Source organism: Paenibacillus sp. strain BS8-2 (assembly GCF_054483835.1).
In genome coordinates this window covers 5,887,835-5,905,196 of record NZ_CM137010.1, presented here as the reverse complement: position 1 = coordinate 5,905,196, position 17,362 = coordinate 5,887,835, and the positions used below count along the sequence as shown (strand labels likewise).

Below are 17,362 nucleotides of genomic sequence, written 5' to 3'. Positions count from 1 at the left end.
TCTAACTGGCCCGACGGGCATGATTGGCGAATTTCTCGACGACGATGAATCGATTCATTCCTTCGTACCCGCTTACATAACACGAGCCGCTGCGCAGCCAAGCGTGCGCAATTAGCTGCCCGTTCTCGTCTCTCGCAGTTCCGAGATACAAGGTGCTTGCAATCCCCCGTCGTTTCAGCATCATCATGCCAGCCATGGCTTGCACCATACACTTGCTTTCCCAGGGCGTGTAGCGGCTCATAATTCCGATCGCGGATCGGATATGTTTAACCGTGCGAATATGTAACTCGTCGATATCGGGAGATGTTTCTTCATTATTGTTGCCTAATCCGGGTGCTACTTTGGCGAAGCTTCGTTTGAATTTCAGCTTAGCCACCCCTAGGAACAGTAATGCTTCAATTAGCAAAAGGATCGTGCGCCGATCAAGCGAAAGCAGTGCTCGTAGCCTCTTCGTTGACAAGGATCAGCCCTTCCTTCCGGAGTTGCTCCAAGAATGCGATGGTTTGAGCGGCGCATTGCTCGGTGTCTACTGAATATTCGGAGGTCATGGATTCGACAAGCTTTTCAACCGAGATAGGTTCGGAGATCCCATCCCAGATATATCCGCCTACATGGCCAAGATTGTAGTAGTTTCCGTTTTTAATGCTCAGCATTACTTTTTCTCCACCCATGTCGCTAACAATATTTTCTTTGCAGGATGACACGATATCGGATAAGGAAAGCGGCAACGATTGGATCATGAGAACATCTCCTTATAAATGGATTGGTTAACGAAGTCATGCAGCGCTGCTAAGCTGTTTCCATGAGAAGGACGGGTTAGCTGGAACATATCGATGTGCCCCAAATATGTGGTGATCGTCTGGAAATGCCATTCCATAAGACCAAGCGGCTGCAGCAAATATCCGCGGAACGTATGTCGCAGCAACGCGTGGAACCGTTCGAGTCCTTCGATCGGTGCGATGGCGGCTCCGCTGCTTCTTTTCGTAAGCTCGAATATGCCGGCAAGCGGCAATGGCTTATTGCAAAAGCGGCTCGTAACGGGAACGGCAAATTTTGTTTCCCTCTCGAACAGCGGTTGCAGGCCTGTAGTTGATTTGCCTAGCAATTGCATGGACTCCTGCCAAATCTTTTGCTGCGGGTAGGCGGGCATGACGATGGGTGTTCCCTGATTGCTCATATACACGGCGATCAAGTCGTCACTAAGCAGCTCATGTCCTTGTTGCAGCAGGTAGGATGATAGAGTGGATTTGCCTGCACCAGAGGCACCGACAATCGCGTAAGCGCGGCCATCTATGGCGAGCGCACTCCCATGCAGCGGTAATATTCGTCGTTGCATCAATATAACGCCCATGCAGCTGCCAAGCAAAAAGAGTCTGATTTTATCGGAATTAGCGCTCGGGAAAGGAGATACCCATATGGTATGTCCGTCTTGCATCCCGAAGATGGCAGTATCCGGTATACGAAGCAATACGATGTCTTCGCCAAAAGCCAAATGCTCATGGTTGGACTTTAGCTGTTGCCATAATAATTCCAGAGAGCGTTCGACGATCGTTACTTGGGGCGCGAGTTCCGTTCCCTTGCGCTCCTCGCTGACGGATTCCAGCTCCGGCAGTGGGAATTCGCTTTCGATAATGAGACCGAACGAATGATAACGGTTGTTACGCTCCGGGAACTTCATCTCTATCACTCCATGAACAGGTTGGATTTGGGTAAGTCTGTTTTAAGGCAGGCACCCTTGTACGTTATCGTACAAGGGCAACCTGTGCTTGGTAAAAGAAGGATTGCATCTAACGTGCGAACTAGCTGTAGTTCACTACGTCGTGTTCGTCCGCATCCGGATCCGGTTGAAAAGCATCCGGTTTCGCGATACCTGGGCCTGCCATCGTCATATTGACGTTAAGCACTTCGAGCCCAGGCTGTTGCCATGCTTTTTTAACTTGTTTCATTTGAAATCACCTCCCTTCAAGCGTATTTGGGGGACATCTATTCGGTTACGCGTTACGTTTCAGGAACCGGCGGAAGATGAGCGCCCGCATGAGAACACGAAGTTCAGTGTCAAACACGATCTCAGGTTTTGGCGTATTTCCGATCGCGGCATATGCCTTGCGTAACGATTCTTTGTCGAGCATCTCGGAAACGGATGGATCTTCGATGGTCTCCCTGAATTCGTTCATAAGCATATCCCAACGAGGCAGCATTCGGTATAAGCCATCAGCACCCTGAATGCCTCTTACTCGCTGATTAAGTCGAATCGAATCCGGCAAATATCCTTTGGTAGCCCTGCGAATCAGAGACCTACCGTAACCATTCTGAACGAATTGATGCTCTGGTACGGATAAACAGAAGCGGATAACCCGCAAATCATTGGTAGCGTCCCGTTCCCAGAGAGAATGGCGCAATGACTGCTTGCAGCCCACTGTTCCGGTTATGGACCAGTAATACAACTTCTCAAAGTGTTTCTGTCTCGCGTCATAAATGTTTTGTGATGGATCACCCCAGAAGTCGTATCCGTGTTGCTCGAGACGTTCGAATACTTGGGTCCGTCGTGCGAAATCTGGATGAATGAGTTGCGGCAATACAGGTTCGTTATGACCGTTGCCGAACAGGCGGGCAAGCGAAGGGAATGCTTTTCGGCCAATGACTTTGCGTAGCTTCACACGGTTAGCGTTAAGGTTAACGCTATATTGATTGAACTCACGATAGAGGGTTAGCAGTTTGAACTTGCGAAGCAGTTCTGCCTGATAATCCTGCGCTGGCCCCCATGAGATCGTCCAATTGCCGCGGCTGCCTGTTAGCAGCACTCCTGCGCCAGTGGCTTGCGCTTGCTCGTAGATCCCTTTCAACCAATATGAATTTTCGTAAAATTTATAAGGTGTCTCCAATAGTTCGAGCCAGTCATCAATTTCGGAATATGGATTATGTTCCGGAAAGTCAAAGTATTGATCCCGAATGTTGCCGACATAGGACACGGTTTCCTTAATATGTGCCCGTTCGTTCGCCACTCGGCTGCGAGGCGTCCAGTCAGCGAAATCCTCGACCGGGACGTAGCTGAATGTATGAAGTTGTTTGTTGCGAGACTGAAGTTCTCTGGCCGCAAAGCTGACTACCGAGCCGGAGTCGAGTCCGCCGCTCAGATTGGCGCCGACCTCTCGGTGCGTCCGGAGTCGGGAAGTTACGGCTTGCCGGAACACATCCCGGAACGCTTCTTCATATTCTTCATTGGAGCGCAGCTTGATCTTTTCTTCCGGTATGAGAGTGACATACCGATTGAAGGTCAGTCGGCCCTCACGAAGAGTGAAGCTATGTGCCGGAGGGATTTGGCGGACGTTCCGATACACGGTGGATGATACGTCGACTGCTTCTGTCGTAATCGGTATCGCTAGAAACTCCGATATCCATTGTTCGCTTAAGCTTCGCTCAACCCCTGGCAAAGTCAGAAGTGGTTTGATCGTCGTACAGAAAGCGGTGAATTCATTGGTCTGCGAATAGTACAGTGTCCGTGAACCGGCAAAGTCCCTTGCTCCAAACAGTGTGCTTTCATTCGAGTCCCAGATGATAAACGCGAAGTCGCCAATGAGATGAGCGGGACATTGGGTTCCCCATTTCCTATAAGAGAGAAGCAGCAGACTACTGTCCGTCATCGATGTTCGTTCCGTCAAGGGAACCCCTAGCTTCTCAAAAAGTTCATTGCGATTATCAATAATGGCATCCGCCGTAATGATGAGACCACTCTCGCCATCTGCATATGGAAGCCGTTCAGATAATGATTCGGGCGTAATCCATTGTCCATGACAGCCAAGAAACGCTTCGCCTTGTTGCCAGGTTCCGATATAATCGGCAGGGAAAACGGAGAGAGCTTCCATCATGCGCGGACCATAATCGGCAGCAAGCGCTTGTTTTTCAAGACGAATCATACAGCTAATCGCGCTCATATTGCCTCCGTTTGTTCTTGTTATAGAACAGTGTGATATATTGGTATAAAGCCCATAAACGTAAGGGATATTCATCTAATAATATTTTAGAAAAGAAAGCTGTCAGTGAAATTTTTGTTCGTTCCTGTTCTTTATTGAGAACTCGTGATTAGATTATCATCACCGGTATTGGTTGTCAACAGTGTTTGTTGATTTTAATAAAATGAAAAACATTTTCGTTTTCGTTGACAGTGAAAATGGTGAATGATACGATTTATTCAATTGTTCTCAATAAAGAACATCTATAGGTGAGGTGCTGCAATTGGACATTCATTACGATGTCATCATGCCAGGGGATGAAGGCTACACATTGTCTTCTTACTTTCATATAATCAGACTTAGCAAGGAGAAAATTGTTGAGGATTGCCACCCTGGATTGTCTCTCAGCGTTCTGCGTCTGGATTTGGGTAGATTGTACCGTTTCAATGAAACGGGAGGGCGGATTTGGGAGCTGCTTCGCGAACCGCTTACAGCGGCAGAAGTTGTGAATGCCTTATTAATTGAGTATGATATTGATCGAATCACTTGCGAATCCGAAGTGTTCGGATTTCTTGCGAAACTGTCGAAGGAGCGGCTGATTCAGTTCGGGTTATCCTGTTAAGTCATCTGGGAGGTGCGAGCACCTGCACGAAATGCTCATCGGTCTTGCCGCTCTGCTTGGAGCGACAATGCTTGTTTATTTAATGTTTATTGTACCGACGCAATGGCTGAAGATCGAACGTGTGCATGTGGGGCTGGGTCTGGGCATTCGAATCTTGCAAATCAGTGATCTTCATGTTGATAGACTACGAATCAGTGCCGCCAAGTTGGCTACGATCATACATACCGAAATGCCGGACTACATCCTGTTAACCGGCGATTACACATACAAACCACGTTTTTTGTCAAAAGTAGACCGATATCTCGGGGAGATTGTCAGGGCTGGTATTCCGGTGTATGCCGTGTTAGGCAATCATGATTATGCGCTGCCACGTCCGAGAGAGTTGATCGATCTGTTCCGAAAGCACGGAATAACTGTTCTCCGCAATAGCAGAGTGGAGCTGCAGTCATTTACGCTGATCGGGATTGACAATTATAGTACGGGGCATAGCCGTGTAGAGCTATCGTTCCGCGGTGTCCGCCGGACAAAGCCGCTGGTTGTCATTACGCATGATCCGAACGTCGTGCTTGAGATTCGTCAGTCCTATGACTACTTGATGGCTGGTCACATGCACGGCAAACAATTTAATGTGCCGTATTTCTACTCGATAAAGCCCAAAGGCCCTTTATCACAAAAAGGTATTTATAAAGGATTACATCGCGGTGATTATGGCGTCTATTATATATCCAAGGGAATCGGTCAAGCGGGCGTCAACGCCAGATTTATGGTACGCAGCGAGGTAACCTTACATGAACTCTAACGAACGACGCCCAGAAATTAAAAGGCATATGCCTTCCGATTTTCTGGGCGTCGTTGTCATATTAGTAGAGGAAGGAACTGCGGTCAAGCTTGTTCAAGGTTCGTCGTGAACTTCGGGAACACCGCCGTGATCATCGTCTTCGCCGGGATAATCACGTCGTAATCCTTTATGCAATGATTTGTTTTCGTACCGAAAAGCGCTCTGTGTATGCTGGTCTTTGCGCCAAGGCGTGCTTTTGCCCAGTGATTCACTGACCAGACCTGAGCCGTATGCCCCTTCGGGAAACTCTTCGTTGAACAGATCGTTTTCGTGTGAATCGGCAGTAGATAGGTCGTCGTCAAAGTCGCGGTCATCCTGATTGCCAAGGAACACTGACGTTTTCCTCCCTGTATGGTTGTTTTCCTATTCGCGGTCGATTCCGGAGTCAGGTTCAGCCGTCCTTACTGTCTTGGAGGCATGACTTTAGAAACGCGCACTAATAAAGTTCCCCGTATTAATCTGTAAAATTCACCGTTCCCACCACAAAATAGAGAAATTGCCGCAATTCTTCCGCTTCCTCTTCGTTAAGCTTAAACACGTATTCCAGATAACCTTCTTCTTCCAGATCATCAGGGCCGATAATGGCTGTTTTGCCGAATTGAAGATCCGTCACCAGCTTTTTGCCATAGAAACGATTCGTCGTTATAACGGCAAGATCAAAACGTTTCAGGCTTGGGGTAATGAATGTAACGAACCGCGTGTTTGTATCTTCGGTAGAATCCGAGAGAAAGTCGTAATTAGGCAATTGCATGGGATGTACCTCCGTATGGTTATGTTGGTTATTATTATACCTCATTGCAGATGCGGGGGAAGCATGAGCTGAATAATTGTGGCTTGTCATGTATGGAAGGTTGTGGTAGTCTGTAAGCAACCGAATACATGAACGAACGAGGAAGCACCTCTTTGGCCAAAGGCCGAAGACGGTGCTTTTTTTGCGTTCACTTACCGTTTCGTTCTCATGATTCGCCAACAAATAAAGGTTGAAAGGTGAGTGTTTACATGCAGATCGTATTTATGAACACATTTGAGAAACATGTAGGAGGAGAGGGAATACAAACCGCAAGATTGTTTATCGGGGAGGATCAGGGAAAGTGGTCCGTCGAATGGCGTGAAGAGGAGGACGAGGGAGAACTCTCCTCTGTCTGGTTCGAGGGAACCTCTTGGGAGGAGATGATGTTGGCGTTCAGACATGGCGTTGCCAAAGAGATGGGAGCCGGCTTTATCCCCATCATTGGAGGCATGTTGGAGAACTCACGACAATCGTTTGGCGGGAGCTTGACGATGCTGCATTGCTACGGAGAGCTGTTCGCGGACCAAGAGCTGTTCCAAGCTTTGCGCGAATGGCGGAGGAAAGCAGCTTCGGGCGAGAAGAAGTCCGCTTATTTGGTGGCCAATAACCGGATGTTATGGATGATCAGTGCTTTCGTGCCTCAGACCGAAGAGGAGCTTAGCCAAATTCCTGGATGGGGCAAGGGGAAGCAGGCTGCTTATGGTGCAGATGTGCTGTCGATAACGACCAATGCTGAACGCACGACGACATTCCCGCTCGATTGGGTCGAAGATCGGCTTGATCCGGAGGTCTATACGGCTTGGCAATACAAGCAGAAGGAAAACAAATACAAGCTCGAGATGGAACGCCAGCAAGAAAAGAAAAAAATTTGGACGGTCCTCGAGCAAGGCGGAAAGCTGGTGCAGCTGGAAGAAGCGCTGAAATTGTCGCGCCGGGAGCTTCTGATTCGAATTGAGATGCTCCAAGCGGAAGGGTATGACGTAGAAGCTTTTGTAGATCGTGAGCTCAGCGAAGTGCCGGAATCGGAGCAGCAATTAATATGGGAAGCGATGACGGCCCAAGGAGATCGTTACTTAAAGCCTGTGCTGGAGCAGGTATACGGACAAGCCGAGGAAGGGAAAGCAGGACGGCAGGTAGAGCAGTTGTATGAGAGACTGCGATTAATGCGAATTCGCTATCGGAGGCAGGCCGGTATGGGAAGCGGCAATACAGCAGAAGCGGGTTAAGATGGTTTGGAACTAGGTCCAAAGGTGCATATCGGCGCTTACTAGTATACTTGTCCTAGTTATTCAGGTATAATAGTGTCAAATAGACAAATTGCGAATTTTGTCGAACAAAAAAGGAGCGCTTCCTGTTATGAAGGCAGAGTATATAAACCCGTTTCTTGAATCTGCAAAAATCGTAATAGAGCAAGTCGTTCAAATACGGCCTGCGACAGGACAGCTAGGTCTCAAGGACATTAAGTTTGTTGAGAATTACATTTGGATTCAAATTGGTCTCAACGGACAAATGCAGGGCGACATTGTATTCGGTCTAAGCGAACAGGTAGCTTTGAAGATGGTGTCCGCGATGATGGGTGGTTTCGTAATCTCTGAGATTGACGAAATAACCAAAAGCGCGATATCTGAGCTTGGCAACATGATTAGTGGCAATGCGAGCACAATGTTATACAATCAGGGAGTAAAAGTAGATATAACGCCGCCAAAGGTAATCCATTCTGCACAGTCAGCTGGTTTCAACGCGAAGCAAGCATTAACGATTCCGCTTATTATGGATGGCATCGGCGAACTAGACATTCAAGTTCTCATCGCTTCATAAGCGCAAGAAAGCTCCTGCGGGAGCTTTTTTTTTGCTTCCACGGATAGAGTGAAGTACACTTATTAGTAGTGCAGATAACGAACAATCTCAGGTAGGTGATGAGTGATGTTGAACGGAAAAGTCGTGTTGATTACGGGAGCCTCCAGCGGGATAGGGGCTTTGACTGCTGCACTGCTGGCAAGGCGGGGCGCGATACCCGTATTAACGGGTCGGAATGAAACAAGATTGGCTAAGACAGCTGCCTCCATAGAGGGGGATTGTGTCTATTACGTGATGGACGTAACCGATATGGTACAAGTTGAGAATGTTGTCAGCCGTGTCATTGAGAAATATGGTCGTATTGATGTTTTATTAAATAATGCGGGTTATGGCCAGTTCCAGACGTTCGACAAGATGCCTGTTGCAAGCTTTGAAGACATGATGGACACCAATTATATGGGGATTGTACGCTGTACGAAAGCTGTGTTGCCGCATATGCGGGAGCAAGGAAGCGGACATATCGTTAATATTGCTTCGATGGCAGGCAAAATCGGTTCAGCCAAATCGACAAGCTACACCGCGACCAAACATGCGGTGCTTGGTTTCACCAATTCGCTGCGTATGGAGCTGCGAAGCGAAGGGATTGCCGTGTCCGCCATTAATCCAGGACCGATCGACACAGAATTTTTTGAGATTGCTGATCCATCGGGTTCATATACGAAGAATGTCAGTTGGTTTATGATGAAACCTGCTTACGTTGCCAAGGCGATCGTTCGAGTAATCGAAAGGCAGAGGACAGAGCTGGATCTGCCGCATGCAGCAGGCTTTGGCATCAAGATGTACGGATTGTTCCCGCGGATAGCGGATCGAATGTTCGGTGGATTGTTTAATCGCAAATAAGAAAGTGATAAGAGGGGTTAACGTATGGGAAACAACAAATCATGGAGTGAGCTTGGAATAAACAGTGTGCTGGAGCAGGCGCTGTGTGATAACGGCCTGAAGAGTCCGACAGACGTACAAGCGGATACCATTCCGGCATTACTTGCTGGCAAGGACGTATCGGCAAGATCGCAGACGGGAACGGGCAAAACGCTAGCGTTTTTACTTCCGTTACTGCAACGACTGGATGCCGCCTCTGCCAATATTCAAGGCGTTGTTATTTCTCCGACGCAGGAGCTAGCTATGCAGATCGTGCGTATAGCGGAGCGTTATGCAGAGCCAATCGGAATCCGTGTGCAGCAGTTGATCGGAGGAGCGGCAATGAAACGACAGGTGGAGAAGCTGAAGCTACGCCCTCAGCTTGTAATTGGTACGCCAGGCCGTATTCACGAACTGCTCAAGAACAAAAAGCTGAAGCTGCACGACGTACGTTTTGTTGTAATCGATGAAGCGGATCAGACGTTCCAGCTAGGCTCGGAAAAGGATCTGGAAGCGGTGTTGTTCGCGATGGGGAAGGAGCGTCAAACGGCGTTTTTCTCCGCGACCTATCCAGAGGAGATGGAGCGGTACGAGAGACGCTGGATGAAGGAACCCGTCCGGTTTCAGCTTACGATGGAGCATCGTGTATCGCAGACGATCGAGAATCTCTATGTGGTGAGCGACCGCAGAGACAAGACGGATACTGCCAGACGTTTAGTACGCCTTCTTAATCCGGCTTCTGCTCTACTTTTCCTCAACGATACGAACGAGATTGCGAATTGGGAGGCGAAGCTCCGGTTCGAAGGGTTTGCCGTCGAGACGTTGTATGGAGACTCTGACAAGCAGAGGCGAGCCGCGACATTGGCGCGTTTCCGCGAAGGTTCTTGTCAGTTGCTGCTTGCGACGGATGTCGCAGCGCGTGGTCTTGATATCGAGGGACTCCCGCTGGTCCTCCAGCTTGATCCGGCTGTAGATGCGGATCATTATGTCCATCGCGCGGGACGAACAGGGCGTATGGGCAAGCCGGGTACCGTTATAAGTATCGTTACTCCGCATGAGCTGTTTATTATGGACAAATTCCGCAAGTCACTAGGTATCGATCTAAGTGAACGGGCCATGTATCGGGGCAAGCTGCTCTCGGATGAACAGCTGCGTGAAGCGACCAGGCCGGGAGCCTATCGAAGCAGCGGCAAGGAAACTGCTTCTAATCGTGTAAGTACAGCGGGAACGACAACTAGAACAGAAAGCGGCTCGGCAGCCAATTCCTCAACCCAAGAAACGATGAACGTAAGCGGAATGGCAGGGGATGGGCAGCGTGCAGGCGCAGCTTCAGCGAAGCCCGTTACCCAGGAGGCTGGTCGTACGGCTGTCCGAAATGCAACCCGATCTGCGGCTCCAACTGGCGCCAAACCAGCTGTAAAACCAGCGGCAAAACCTGCTGCAAAGCCAGCAGGGAAACCGTTGTCCAAAGCGCAGGTCAAGGAGCAGAAAAAGCGTGACGGCAAGAACAAAGGCGCACCAAAATGGTTGAAAGAAAAACGCGATTCTACGAAAAAAGAATAGAAAAATGTCATAGAAAAAAATTTTTTCTTAATAGCCACCCCCTTTAAACGGACTTCCCCTTGCGAAACTTATGGGCGAAGGAAAAAAGCGGCAAGTCCGCAACCGTTAAAAGGAGAGTGGCTATTATGACAAAAAATACTTTGTGGAAAAAAACAGCGGTTACCGCAACTGCGGTATTGATGCTGGCAAGTGGTGCGACATCGGCATTCGCGCACTCGAACGATAACGATAGAGGTAAGGGTAACAACGATAAAGGCTGGGCGAACCACGACAAGGACGACAGAGACGATAAAGATGATGACAAAAACGACAAGTGGGATAAAAACAAAGGCTGGGGCGATAACGATGACCGTTATAACGTCAAATGGAACTTCAAAGACGAAGAACAATTAGATTGGGCGATGGAATATATTATGCGCCTTGCAGCCAAGGGCGTATTTACCGGGTATGAGGATGGAACCTTCAAGCCTAACCAACATATCTCCCGCATCGAAACCTTGACAGCGGCAGTTAGGCTCATGGGTCTTCGAGAGCAAGCAGAATCGGCAGAAGAGATGAATACTGAATTGAACTTCAAGGATTCGGACAAGCTGAAGAAAAAATATCCATGGGCGATCGGATACGTATCCGTGGCGCTCGAGAACGATCTGTTCGCCGAATCGGAGACAGAAGTTAAACCGGAGCAAAGCGCAACGAGACTTTGGTCGACGATTCTGCTGATCAAAGCGCTGAAGCTCGAAGATCAAGCAAAAGCGCTTAACAATACGAAGCTGGACTTCAAGGATGCAAAAGAGATTCCAGCCGGATCTGTAGGCTATGTCAAGCTTGCTCTGGATATGGGCATCATTACGGGATATGAGGACAAGCACGGCAATAAGATATTCCGCCCTAATCAACCAGTTACGCGCGCAGAGCTAGCGGCATTGCTCGACCGTACGGACAATGAAATGCCGGATCATGATGCTCGTGCTATTAACGGCACGTTGAAGTCTTCCTCCAACGGCGCATTAACGATTGTACAATCGGATGCAACAGAATTGTCGCTTGCGGTAGACCCGTCCGTCTTCATCTTCCGCGACGACAAACGTGCTACAATCGCTGATCTCAAAGCCGGCGACAAAGTATTTGTCCGCACGTATCAGAACAAGGTTGTGTTTGTAGAAGTAACGGAGAAGGCTCCGGTATCGACAGCGTTCACCGAGCTAGGATTGGTCAATACCCTCAACTTTAATGCACAGGCGAAGCTGGCGACAATTACGGTTGCTCGTACGGAAACCAACAATACGACAACGACTCTGATCTACAACGTTGACACGAACGTATCGGTTGTTGGTGACGTAAGCAAGCTGAGAGTTGGTCAGTTGGTAGAGGTTAAAGGCGAGAACGGTACGGTCAAAACAATTACGATCAAAGAATAATAGCTATCTATTCACCGGTTAAAGATCGAGGAGGTATTCCCCTGCAAGGCTGTTACAGCTTGTGAGGCGGATGCCTCCTCTTTGTTATGGCAGCAATTTTTGAAATTTCTCTTCAACTTGGTTATGCTGAGAGGAGTGTATTAGAAGGGAAGAATGGACAGCGGCAGCAAAGGGGGAAATGTTCGCAATGGATAATGTTCTGGAGGTAACCGGGTTAACGGGAGGTTATAGTCCCAAGCGACCGGTTCTGCATGAAGTGGCATTCAACATTCGGCCAGGCGAGATGGTAGGACTGATCGGATTGAATGGCGCCGGTAAAAGTACCACGATCAAACATATATTAGGGCTGTTAACACCACAGCAAGGTGATGTAAAGGTCGCGGGCGTTAAGCTCGCCGAGCACGCAGAGAGGTACCGTTCTGCGTTCGCGTATGTGCCGGAATCACCGGTTCTGTTCGACGAATTGACAGTAGAAGAACATTTGCGGTTAAGCGGAATGGCCTATGGTATCCAGGAAACGGACTATATGAACCGATCTGAGGAGTTGCTGGACGAATTCCAGATGACACCGAAACGAAAGGCGTTTGCCGCGCATCTATCCAAGGGGATGCGGCAGAAGGTGATGATTATGAGCGCGCTGCTTGCCGCGCCTCCATTGTATATCATCGATGAGCCTTTTCTGGGGCTTGACCCGTTAGGGATTAGATCGTTGCTGGAAAGATTGGTTGAAGTGAAACGAAGTGGGGCAGCTATCTTGATGAGCTCGCATATTTTGTCGACGGTGGAGGTGTACTGCGACCGATTTATCGTGATGCATCAAGGGCGTATCGCGGCCCAGGGTGATCTCGATGCGGTACGCAAGGCAGCCGGGTTCCAAGCGGGAGATGCTTCGCTTGAGGATGCATTCTATCGGCTTGTAACCGGAGGGGAGCATTGATGGCAGGTGTTCGCGAGCAGTTGTTAGAGCTATGGCGGTCGCGCGCGAGCGCCTTTCGCAAGGAGACGTTTCCATATTTGCGTTATATGGCACAGAGCGGATTTCCCGCATTTATGTCACTTGTTTTTATCGCCTCAGCCATCTATTATATCGGGTTGATCCGGGATGTGCCTACGGACTTTCCAGTTACAGAGGTTGGCATTATTGTCCTTACACCTTTGATTAGTTGGAGTCCTCTGCGGACATGGTTAGGTGCCGCGGACGTTGTTTATCTCATGCCGAGGGAGCATGAGATGAAACCTTATTTAGCGAGGTCATTCCGATATTCGGCATGGTTTTCTGCTATTCTTGCTGCCATCGTGTTCCTACTCTATATACCGATCTACAATGGTGGACATGGAGAGACGTCACCCTTACTGCTAGCGGTTGCTTTCCTCCTCTTAAAGTCCGCAGGACATTATGGCGCATGGCGCGAGCGGGGTATGTCGTGGGGTGCGTCGAGATGGCTGTACCGAGTGGTTCGCTGGATGTTGACGGCTGCCGTGATTGGTGTATGGCTCATCTACCCAGCATGGCAGGGTGCTATATTTATGATGATCTGCATATTGTTGGGCGCTGCTGCCTACCGGCTTCCGCGGGGCCAGCGTTTTCCTTGGGAACGTCTTATACAAGAAGAGGCTGCGACGAGAAAACGGTATTATTCGGCGTTTGGCATGTTCATCGACGTGCCGGTCTTGTCGGCAAGCATTGCTCGCAGACCCTATCTGGCATGGATCTTGCCGCGTATTCCATTCGGTCAGCATAACGCATATGTGTATATGTTCGCTGCTTCGTTGTTTCGTACAGAGATAGGAGGCATCTTGCTCCGCTTGTTACTGCTAGGCGGGCTTGTATCCTATTGGGCGGCGGATGCCGCTACGCTGGATGGATATGGAGCGGCGTTCGCGTATGCCGTCTTCTCATTCGTTCTTACGCTGCAGCTAGGTGGTCTGCGTCACGTCAATCGTTATACGGTCTGGAAAAACATCTATCCACTGCCCTTGGACGGTCAGCGGGAGCAATACGCGAGATTGGATCGCGCTGCGTTATTAACGGCTCTGTCTCTATTGTGGATACCTCCGGCAGCTCCTCTTCTCGCACAAGATATTTATGTTGTGCCTATTGGCATGGCAGTCGTCATGCTCATCTATGTCATTGCGATACGACCATCCCGTATGCGAAAGAAACTTCTGCTCGACGAAGACGAGTAGAAGCTCGGTAGATGTTATGAGAGTTAACAAACGAAAGGCCGGGTTACGGAATTCATCCGCTGCCCGGCCGTCTTACATTTGTTATTGGGCTGCTACTTCTGTAACAGCTTTGTAGATCGTGTCGAACAACTCTTCCAAGTTCTCCTCTTCGATACAAGAGAAAGCGACGCGCAGGTCTGTTTCGCCAAGCGCGATGGCGCCGATGCCATATTCATTCAGCAGATGGGTACGAACATCTTCTGCGGCAACGCCGTCGAGCTTAAGGCACATGAAGTATCCGGAGTTAAATGGATAATAGTTAAGCGTGTCGCCGTAACGTCCACTGTCAAGAAGCGACTTGACGCGATTGGCACGTTTCTTCATAATCTCGAATTTCTCAGCCTTCTGTGACTCGAATTCTGGCGATTGCAGCGCATGCAGCACAAATGTTTGGGACGGATGCGGTCCGCTCGAGATGGTTGCCCGGATAATGCCAAGCGTCTTCTGCTCTAACGCGGCAAGCGTCGCTGCAGATTCGGATGCGTACGTGATAAAGCCAACACGGAAGCCCCATACATATTCTTCTTTTGTTGCACCGTCAACCTTGACGGCCAGCACGCGCTCGTGAAGTCCGGCAAGCTTAGGGAACAACGATTCTTGCATCGAATCCTCGAAGAATAAACCAAAGTAGGCGTCATCCGTCACAGCTACGACATGAATACCGGCCTCTGCCGCTTCGCGAATCGCAGCTACAATCGCGTTGCCTTCCTCTACTCCAGGCGTATAACCCGTCGGATTGTTAGGGAAGTTCAGCAGAACGATCGCTTTGCCTTTGTCCTTCTGGGATAGCAACGCTTCACGCAAGCCTTCGCTGTTAAACCGCATTTCTTCGTTATATAGCGGATATTCTACGATTTGTGCGCCACGGCGCACGTTGAAGGTCAATTCGTAGTTTTCCCAATTTTTGTTCGGGATGATGACTGCGTCGCCTTCGCCTGCGAACAGATCGGCAACGATGCTAAGTCCGTGTGTAAGAGCATTCGTAACGACTGGAGTACCAAAGCTCTTGGATTCCAGCGATGGATTATCATTTATCATCTTGGAGCGCCATGCGCTTCTCAGCTCCGGCTTGCCAGCCGGCGGCGCGTACTCATATATATCTTTCGGATTATAGGCGCTGAGCGTGTCTTGAATGAGCTTGAGATGCATCGGCTGTCCGCCTTCGGTCGCAATGCCGATTGTGGCGTTAAACTTTTTCGCCTTCGTCTTGGCTTCAGCCGATTGGCTCAAAATTCCTTCTTTAGGAAAATAGATCGCTTTGCCTAGATCAGACAACATCGCATAAACGTTCGGGTTTTCTCGCTGCAACGTCTCATTTAACTGCTGGGCCAGTGGGTTCATTGCTTGAATTCCATCCTTCCGAAAAATGATTCATGGTAAATTGCATTGTAATGTTCGTGATATTATACCATCTTTACGCGAGCCAAACCATTCATCCTCATAATTATTTTTCGTTGCTTGCGGTCAAAGTTGATTTATAATGAAAAATAATTGTTGTCCTTTTTAAAGGAGGAAGTGCTTATGCTTGGAATATCGCCGGATTCGCTTCAATTGCTGCCGGCCTTCGCTAAGATCGTCTGCGAACCTGCTTGGCGGTGGGCGCGGCGCGAAAAGCCGATGGCGAACTTCGATTTGTTCTACGTATGGAGCGGTGAAGGAGAGGTTGAGGTGAATGGCGTCCATTACGACGTTGGCCCTGGCAGCTGCTTCTTGTTCCGCCCTGGAGATTATACCAGCGCCACGCATCATCCGCAGCGACCGCTTGTGCTGACCTATATCCATTTTGCCGTAAATGAAGATATCGATCTCGTGCCGGAGCGTTACCGGATGTTATATGATACGGTGGACTTCGAATATATGTTATCCCGTTATGTTCGATTATTTCTTGTCAGTACTTACGCCGCGGAAGAAGAAGCGAAGCTTGTGCTTAAATCGCTGCTCATTCAGCTGCTGCGCGCGGACACTGAAGCACCGGTAGAGAAAAAAGCCAGCAATCAGCTGACGGAAGCGATTCACGAAGTGGCAAACTATATTCGGCAGAACCCCGGCATTGCGCATCGGGTAGAAGATCTTTCGACGAGAGCGCAACTGTCGCCGCGATACTTCTCTATGAAGTTCAAGGAGATGATTGGTATGTCTGTACAGACATACATGATTCGGACGCGCATCGAGCGAGCGCAGCATCTCCTAATGCACGCGGGTATGAACGTGACGGAAGTGGCGGATGCGCTCGGGTATCGGGACATCTTTTTCTTCAGCCGCCAATTCAAACAATATACCGGACGAAGTCCATCGGAGATCAGGTAAAAGGAATTTCTCTAGCAGCAGCAAAAAGACCACAGGCAGCCGTTGAAATGATCCGCGGCTGATTGTGGTCTTTTTGCATACATATATCGGGCTTTATATAAGGTCGCCAAGCCGTTGTCCCATTCGGACTTTGGTTCCGATCCCGATAGCGGGATCCGGGGAATACGTGCCATCCTCCATGACAAGAACAACGGTTGAGCCGAATTCGAAATACGCAAGCTCATCTCCTCTGGCTAGTTGTTCGCGGCGGGGTTCTACATACTTGATGCTGCTGACGTTCATCGCGCCTACCTTCACGACTGCAACATCACCTTGCCGATGTTTGAGGTAGGTGACAAGACGTTCATTGCGGCTCAATACTCTAGTCATGACGGTAAGTCCAAAATCGTTGACAGGGTATACCTTGCCTGTCAGATGATCACGTTCCATTACATCGCCGTCTACTGGTGAATGGATGCGATGATAGTCGGTCGGACTCAAGTAAAGGACGTAATAATAACCGTTCATATAACTGGCCGCTCGCGGAGAGTGACCAAGCAATTCTTCTATGGTGTAGTCTTGACCTTTCACGTTGAGCATGGAGCCTTCCTTGACGGGACCGGCACCGGTAATTAGCGCATCGACCGGACTGGTCAGGCTGCGTTCTCCACTATGGATAGCGCGGGAGCCTGGCTTAAGCTTACGTGTGAAAAACTCATTTAGGCTTCTGTATTCTCCTATTTCCTTCTCGGCTTCATGTACGGCAATACCATATAACTTGGCGAACCGCGGAATGAAGACCCTGCTGGCAGCCGATTGCGCGAACGTGCCGGTCATGCGGGAAATCCACTTTCTCGAGCAAAGCTCGGTCATGGCTTTGAAGAGCCGTTTGCTCATAGCCGTCACGTCACGTCCTTTCTGATTAACAGGCTACGCCTGCCATCCACCAAACAG

19 protein-coding genes are annotated in these 17,362 nt (G+C 49.3%); 10 read left to right on the top strand and 9 right to left on the bottom strand.

Going from position 1 to position 17,362, the window contains the following annotated elements; all coding sequences use genetic code 11:
* Position 1: 1 nt before the first annotated feature.
* From ACX1C1_RS25540 to ACX1C1_RS25520, 5 genes are all read right to left on the bottom strand, one after another.
* Positions 2-460, bottom strand: a complete 459-nt coding sequence (locus ACX1C1_RS25540) for a lasso peptide biosynthesis B2 protein (RefSeq protein ID WP_458954925.1) — start codon at positions 458-460, stop codon at positions 2-4.
* Entirely contained in the window at positions 423-740 is a 318-nt protein-coding gene (locus tag ACX1C1_RS25535) for a lasso peptide biosynthesis PqqD family chaperone (RefSeq protein WP_458954924.1), read from the bottom strand. Before ACX1C1_RS25535 ends, ACX1C1_RS25540 begins: the two co-directional genes overlap by 38 nt.
* Entirely contained in the window at positions 737-1,678 is a 942-nt protein-coding gene (locus tag ACX1C1_RS25530) for an aldolase (protein ID WP_458954923.1), read from the bottom strand. Before ACX1C1_RS25530 ends, ACX1C1_RS25535 begins: the two co-directional genes overlap by 4 nt.
* Before the next feature lie 121 nt (positions 1,679-1,799).
* Positions 1,800-1,946, bottom strand: a complete 147-nt coding sequence (locus ACX1C1_RS25525; protein WP_458954922.1) for a paeninodin family lasso peptide — start codon at positions 1,944-1,946, stop codon at positions 1,800-1,802.
* A gap of 45 nt (positions 1,947-1,991) precedes the next feature.
* Positions 1,992-3,932, bottom strand: a complete 1,941-nt coding sequence (locus ACX1C1_RS25520; protein ID WP_458954921.1) for an asparagine synthase-related protein — start codon at positions 3,930-3,932, stop codon at positions 1,992-1,994.
* A 301-nt stretch (positions 3,933-4,233) separates the two neighbouring features.
* On the opposite strand from ACX1C1_RS25520, the gene ACX1C1_RS25515 reads away from it, so the two are divergent.
* Entirely contained in the window at positions 4,234-4,572 is a 339-nt protein-coding gene (locus ACX1C1_RS25515) for a PqqD family peptide modification chaperone (RefSeq protein ID WP_458954920.1), read from the top strand.
* 31 nt (positions 4,573-4,603) lie between these two features.
* Positions 4,604-5,371: a metallophosphoesterase gene (locus ACX1C1_RS25510; protein WP_458954919.1), complete on the top strand. Its 768-nt coding sequence runs from the start codon at positions 4,604-4,606 to the stop codon at positions 5,369-5,371.
* A 93-nt stretch (positions 5,372-5,464) separates the two neighbouring features.
* On the opposite strand, the gene ACX1C1_RS25505 is transcribed toward ACX1C1_RS25510, so the two are convergent.
* Both ACX1C1_RS25505 and ACX1C1_RS25500 read right to left on the bottom strand, forming a co-directional pair.
* The gene (locus ACX1C1_RS25505; RefSeq protein WP_458954918.1) at positions 5,465-5,743 is read right to left on the bottom strand and encodes a hypothetical protein; all 279 of its coding nucleotides are present in this window, start codon (positions 5,741-5,743) and stop codon (positions 5,465-5,467) included.
* A gap of 121 nt (positions 5,744-5,864) precedes the next feature.
* On the bottom strand, positions 5,865-6,161 hold the full coding sequence (locus tag ACX1C1_RS25500) for a DUF3055 domain-containing protein (protein ID WP_458954917.1): 297 nt from the start codon (positions 6,159-6,161) through the stop codon (positions 5,865-5,867).
* A 248-nt stretch (positions 6,162-6,409) separates the two neighbouring features.
* Here ACX1C1_RS25500 and ACX1C1_RS25495 point away from each other — a divergent pair, with 248 nt between their 5' ends.
* The 7 genes from ACX1C1_RS25495 (at position 6,410) to ACX1C1_RS25465 (ending at position 14,083) form a co-directional block, all read left to right on the top strand.
* Positions 6,410-7,426, top strand: a complete 1,017-nt coding sequence (locus ACX1C1_RS25495) for an HRDC domain-containing protein (RefSeq protein ID WP_458954916.1) — start codon at positions 6,410-6,412, stop codon at positions 7,424-7,426.
* Between the two features lie 130 nt (positions 7,427-7,556).
* The gene (locus tag ACX1C1_RS25490; protein ID WP_458954915.1) at positions 7,557-8,018 is read left to right on the top strand and encodes a chemotaxis protein CheX; all 462 of its coding nucleotides are present in this window, start codon (positions 7,557-7,559) and stop codon (positions 8,016-8,018) included.
* A gap of 105 nt (positions 8,019-8,123) precedes the next feature.
* Positions 8,124-8,897, top strand: coding sequence for an SDR family NAD(P)-dependent oxidoreductase (locus tag ACX1C1_RS25485; protein WP_458954914.1), 774 nt, complete (start codon positions 8,124-8,126; stop codon positions 8,895-8,897).
* 24 nt (positions 8,898-8,921) lie between these two features.
* Positions 8,922-10,478, top strand: a complete 1,557-nt coding sequence (locus tag ACX1C1_RS25480; protein WP_458954913.1) for a DEAD/DEAH box helicase — start codon at positions 8,922-8,924, stop codon at positions 10,476-10,478.
* A gap of 125 nt (positions 10,479-10,603) precedes the next feature.
* A complete protein-coding gene (locus tag ACX1C1_RS25475) occupies positions 10,604-11,896 on the top strand; it encodes an S-layer homology domain-containing protein (protein WP_458954912.1) in 1,293 nt (430 codons plus the stop codon).
* Positions 11,897-12,083: 187 nt separating this feature from the next.
* The gene (locus ACX1C1_RS25470; protein ID WP_458954911.1) at positions 12,084-12,833 is read left to right on the top strand and encodes an ABC transporter ATP-binding protein; all 750 of its coding nucleotides are present in this window, start codon (positions 12,084-12,086) and stop codon (positions 12,831-12,833) included.
* Complete coding sequence (locus ACX1C1_RS25465; protein ID WP_458954910.1) at positions 12,833-14,083, top strand: ABC transporter permease; 1,251 nt, start codon at positions 12,833-12,835, stop codon at positions 14,081-14,083. Before ACX1C1_RS25470 ends, ACX1C1_RS25465 begins: the two co-directional genes overlap by 1 nt.
* 81 nt (positions 14,084-14,164) lie before the next feature.
* Here ACX1C1_RS25465 and ACX1C1_RS25460 read toward each other — a convergent pair whose 3' ends face one another.
* Positions 14,165-15,463 carry an aminotransferase class I/II-fold pyridoxal phosphate-dependent enzyme gene (locus ACX1C1_RS25460; RefSeq protein ID WP_458954909.1) on the bottom strand — a complete coding sequence of 433 codons (1,299 nt, stop codon included), beginning with the start codon at positions 15,461-15,463 and terminating at the stop codon, positions 14,165-14,167.
* 180 nt (positions 15,464-15,643) lie between these two features.
* Here ACX1C1_RS25460 and ACX1C1_RS25455 point away from each other — a divergent pair, with 180 nt between their 5' ends.
* Positions 15,644-16,429, top strand: a complete 786-nt coding sequence (locus ACX1C1_RS25455; protein ID WP_458954908.1) for a helix-turn-helix domain-containing protein — start codon at positions 15,644-15,646, stop codon at positions 16,427-16,429.
* 93 nt (positions 16,430-16,522) lie between these two features.
* Here ACX1C1_RS25455 and asd read toward each other — a convergent pair whose 3' ends face one another.
* On the bottom strand, positions 16,523-17,305 hold the full coding sequence (asd, locus tag ACX1C1_RS25450; protein ID WP_458957798.1) for an archaetidylserine decarboxylase: 783 nt from the start codon (positions 17,303-17,305) through the stop codon (positions 16,523-16,525).
* Positions 17,306-17,362 lie beyond the last annotated feature (57 nt).

Excerpts from the sequence above, each read along its gene's own strand:
- ACX1C1_RS25535 (WP_458954924.1), bottom strand. The coding sequence starts at position 740 with ATGATCCAATCGTTGCCGCTTTCCTTATCCGATATCGTGTCATCCTGC.
- ACX1C1_RS25530 (WP_458954923.1), bottom strand. The coding sequence starts at position 1,678 with ATGAAGTTCCCGGAGCGTAACAACCGTTATCATTCGTTCGGTCTCATT.
- ACX1C1_RS25525 (WP_458954922.1), bottom strand. The coding sequence starts at position 1,946 with ATGAAACAAGTTAAAAAAGCATGGCAACAGCCTGGGCTCGAAGTGCTT.
- ACX1C1_RS25520 (WP_458954921.1), bottom strand. The coding sequence starts at position 3,932 with ATGAGCGCGATTAGCTGTATGATTCGTCTTGAAAAACAAGCGCTTGCT.
- ACX1C1_RS25510 (WP_458954919.1), top strand. The coding sequence starts at position 4,604 with ATGCTCATCGGTCTTGCCGCTCTGCTTGGAGCGACAATGCTTGTTTAT.
- ACX1C1_RS25500 (WP_458954917.1), bottom strand. The coding sequence starts at position 6,161 with ATGCAATTGCCTAATTACGACTTTCTCTCGGATTCTACCGAAGATACA.
- ACX1C1_RS25495 (WP_458954916.1), top strand. The coding sequence starts at position 6,410 with ATGCAGATCGTATTTATGAACACATTTGAGAAACATGTAGGAGGAGAG.
- ACX1C1_RS25490 (WP_458954915.1), top strand. The coding sequence starts at position 7,557 with ATGAAGGCAGAGTATATAAACCCGTTTCTTGAATCTGCAAAAATCGTA.
- ACX1C1_RS25485 (WP_458954914.1), top strand. The coding sequence starts at position 8,124 with ATGTTGAACGGAAAAGTCGTGTTGATTACGGGAGCCTCCAGCGGGATA.
- ACX1C1_RS25480 (WP_458954913.1), top strand. The coding sequence starts at position 8,922 with ATGGGAAACAACAAATCATGGAGTGAGCTTGGAATAAACAGTGTGCTG.
- ACX1C1_RS25475 (WP_458954912.1), top strand. The coding sequence starts at position 10,604 with ATGACAAAAAATACTTTGTGGAAAAAAACAGCGGTTACCGCAACTGCG.
- ACX1C1_RS25470 (WP_458954911.1), top strand. The coding sequence starts at position 12,084 with ATGGATAATGTTCTGGAGGTAACCGGGTTAACGGGAGGTTATAGTCCC.
- ACX1C1_RS25465 (WP_458954910.1), top strand. The coding sequence starts at position 12,833 with ATGGCAGGTGTTCGCGAGCAGTTGTTAGAGCTATGGCGGTCGCGCGCG.
- ACX1C1_RS25460 (WP_458954909.1), bottom strand. The coding sequence starts at position 15,463 with ATGAACCCACTGGCCCAGCAGTTAAATGAGACGTTGCAGCGAGAAAAC.
- ACX1C1_RS25455 (WP_458954908.1), top strand. The coding sequence starts at position 15,644 with ATGCTTGGAATATCGCCGGATTCGCTTCAATTGCTGCCGGCCTTCGCT.
- asd (WP_458957798.1), bottom strand. The coding sequence starts at position 17,305 with ATGAGCAAACGGCTCTTCAAAGCCATGACCGAGCTTTGCTCGAGAAAG.